The 3,340-nt window shown below is 73.0% G+C and carries 2 protein-coding genes and 1 pseudogene; all 3 read left to right on the forward strand.

From position 1 onward, the window contains the following. The coding region (locus AB0C29_RS39710; protein ID WP_360831917.1) for an N-acetylmuramoyl-L-alanine amidase at nt 1-1,692 on the forward strand (1,692 nt) is incomplete at its 5' end. 91 nt (nt 1,693-1,783) lie between these two features. After that, entirely contained in the window at nt 1,784-2,827 is a 1,044-nt protein-coding gene (locus AB0C29_RS39715; RefSeq protein WP_360831919.1) for a MoxR family ATPase, read from the forward strand. Nucleotide 2,828: 1 nt separating this feature from the next. Next, nucleotides 2,829-3,340 (forward strand): annotated as a pseudogene (locus tag AB0C29_RS39720) (hypothetical protein); the annotation flags it as partial.

A 3,340-nucleotide genomic window follows, 5' to 3' on the forward strand; every position in this document is an offset into this window, starting at 1 on the left:
TCCACGCCGGCCGACCCGCCGGCCACCGGCACGGAGCCGCTGCCCGACCCGGAGCCCGAGCCCGAGCAGCCGCCGGCGCAGCCCGACCCCACCGACGAGAGCTCGACCAGTGCCACCCCCTCGGCCCCGGCGACCACCACGGCCGCTCCGCCGACGACGACGGCCGCCACCCCGGTGCCCACCGTCCCGGCGCAGAGCGCGATGCCGGCCTACGTGAGCCGCAAGGGCTGGAGCGCCGACGAGACGCTGGTCAAGGACGCCCCGGTGTACGGCACCACGATCAACGCCCTCTTCGTGCACCACACCGCGCAGAGCGGCAGCCGGTCCAACGACTACACGTGCGCCGACGCCGGCAAGGTGATCCGCAGCATCTACACGTACGCGGTGACGGGCAAGGGCCTCAACGACATGGAATACAACTTCCTGGTCGACAAGTGCGGCACGCTCTACGAGGGCCGCAAGGGTGGCGTGGACAAGCCGGTCGTCGGGGCGCACACGCCGCCGTTCAACACCAACTACGCCGCCGTCGCCGTCCTCGGTGAGTACGGCACCACCGCCGTGCCCGCCTCGGTCACCACCAAGATCGCGCAGCTGGCGGCGTTCAAGCTCGGCAGGTACGGTCACGACCCGCTCGCCCAGTTCACCACCATCGCGCAGGGCAGCAACGACAAGGTCAAGACCGGCGACAAGGTCACCATGGGCCGGATCGCCGGGCACCGCGACGTCCAGGCGACCGAGTGCCCCGGCAACACCCTCTACGGCAAGCTTCCCGCGCTGCGCACCGAGGCCGCCGGCGTGCTCTCCGGGCTGAAGATCACCGGTTTCAGCGGCCGCAAGGGCGTGGTCCGCGACAGCCTCACGGTCTCCTGGTCCGTCAGCACGCCCGGTGGCGAGATCGGCGGCTTCGACGTGCGCGTCGACGGCCGTACGGCCGGCAGCGCCACCGCGGCCGCCCGGTCCGCCACCGTGAAGCTGGCCGCCGGCCGGCACACCGTGCAGGTGCAGATGAACCGGGTCGGCGGGCCGACGTCGGTGAGCGACACCCGCACGGTCATCGCCGACCTCACCAAGCCCACGTTCCCCGGGCGGCCGGACGTGGTGCTGCGCACCGGCACGGTCAATCCCACCGCCGCGCCGGTGACCCTCAAGTGGCAGGCGGCCGACGCCGTCGGGCTGTCCGCCGTGCAGCTCACCGCGCCCGGCCGCACCACGTTAGCCACCAGTGCCCGCAGCTGGAACACCACAGCCCGGCCCGGCGCGGCGACCACCTGGCGCCTGCAGGCCACCGACCTCGCCGCCAACGTGGCCACCGCCCCGGTGACCCGCACCCCCGTGCTGGTGGCCGAGACCAAGGCCGGTCGCTCCGGCAAGTGGGCCAAGGCGTCGGGCAGCGCCCACCTCGGCAAGGCGGCGCTGGCCAGCTCCACCAAGAAGGCCGCGCTGAGCTGGAGCTTCACCGGTCGCTCGGTGGCGCTGCTGGCGATGAAGGGCAAGACGGCGGGCCAGGCGTACGTCTACCTCGACGGCAAGAAGGTCGGCACGATCGATCTGCGGGCGAGCAAGAACACGTACCGCCAGGCCGTCTGGACCAAGTCGTGGACCAGCGCCAAGAAGCACACCGTGAAGATCGTCGTGGTCGGCACCAAGGGCCGCCCGAAGGTCACCACGGACGGCATCGTCTACCTGAAGTGACCGCTGCCGCCGCGGGCGCGCTGATCGATTATTCGCGTGCGCCCGCGGCGGGCGGCGGAGCACACTTCCCGGCGTGCACTCCGCTGTCACGGTGACCCCGGCCCAGCTGCCCGACCTGCTGCTCCATGTGGCGGTCGTGCGGCCGGTCTTCGTGTGGGGCGCGCCGGGCATCGGCAAGAGCTCGCTGGTGCGCGCGTTCGCCGAGTCGCTCGGGCTGGACTGCGTCACGCTGGTCGGCACCCAGCTCGCCGCCGAGGACCTGATCGGCGTGCCCGAGCTGCACGACGGCCGCAGCCGCTTCGCGCCGCCGGAGTCGATCGCCCGCGACGAGCCGTACTGCCTCTTCCTGGACGAGCTCAACTCGTCCAGCCCGGAGGTGCAGAAGGCGTTCTACTCGCTGATCCTGGACCGCCGGATCGGCGGGTACGAGCTGCCGGCCGGCTCGATCGTGATCGGTGCCGGCAATCGGGCCGGCGACAACGCGCTGGCCCGGCCGATGGCCTCGGCGCTGATCAACCGCCTGGTCCACGTCCACCTGCGGGCCTCGCACACCGACTGGCTCAACTGGGCGCTGGGCGCCGGCATCCACCCGTGGATCCTGGCGTACCTGGACGAGCGCCCGGACCACCTGTGGGCCGCACCGCCCAAGACCGAGGAGGTCTTCTCCACCCCGCGCAGCTGGCACATGCTCAGCGACGCGCTGCGCTCCTACGGCGACGACATCGCCGAGGAGACGCTGCGCCTGCTGGCGGCCGGCACGCTGAGCCCGGCGCACGCGGCGGCCTTCTGCGGCTACCTCAAGGTCGTGCGCCACCGCTACGGCCTGGAGGCCATCCTGCGCGGCGACGCGGGCTGGCCGCAGGGCAACGACGACCGGGACCTGCTGTACTTCCTCGCCGAGACCTTCCGGGCCCGGCTGATCAAGGATCTGCCGGCCGACAAGGACAAGGCGCCCGCCGCGGTACGCCGTTTCGCCCACCGGGCCAAGGGTCTGCTCGTGGAGCTGGCCGAGCTGTCCCTCGAGTGCGGCCGGCTGGTGATCGCCGCCGACGCCGACGGCGCCCCGGTGCTGCCCGCCTGGTTCCTGGTCGAGGTGAGCCGCGACCTGCCGCGCCTGGTCGCGGCCCGCGCCTGAGATGGCCAAGCAGACGCTGCCGGACCCGAACGCGCTGGCCTTCGCGGCGGCGTGGCAGGAGTTGTCGGCGCACCCGATGTTCCGCCCGCTGACCGCGAATGCGTGGCCGCGGCCCAGCGCCGGCGCGGTGCTGGTGGACAGCTCGGACCTGGGATACGCCGAGGTGTCGACCGACGGCCGGATCCGGGCCAACCGCGGCCGGCGTCTCGACCAGGCACAGTGGACCTGGGTGCTGGCGCACTGCCTGCTGCACCTCGGCTTCGGCCACCTGGACCCGCGGCACGGCCACGACGCGGCGTTCCGCGAGGCGGCCTGTGTGGCGGTGACCCGGTTCCAGCGGGCGGTAAAGCTGGGCAGCGAGCCGGAGTTGTTCCCCGCCGCGCTACCCAAGGCCGACGAGGCCGTGCTGGTGCGCCAGTGGCGGCTGGACGGCGTACCGGCGGAGTTCGCCGGCTGCGGCGCCGGCGCCCCGGACCTGGTGGTGCGGGCCGATCCGGTCGCGCCCGGCCACGG

Source organism: Actinoplanes sp. NPDC048791 (assembly GCF_040650095.1).
Lineage (GTDB): Bacteria > Actinomycetota > Actinomycetes > Mycobacteriales > Micromonosporaceae > Actinoplanes.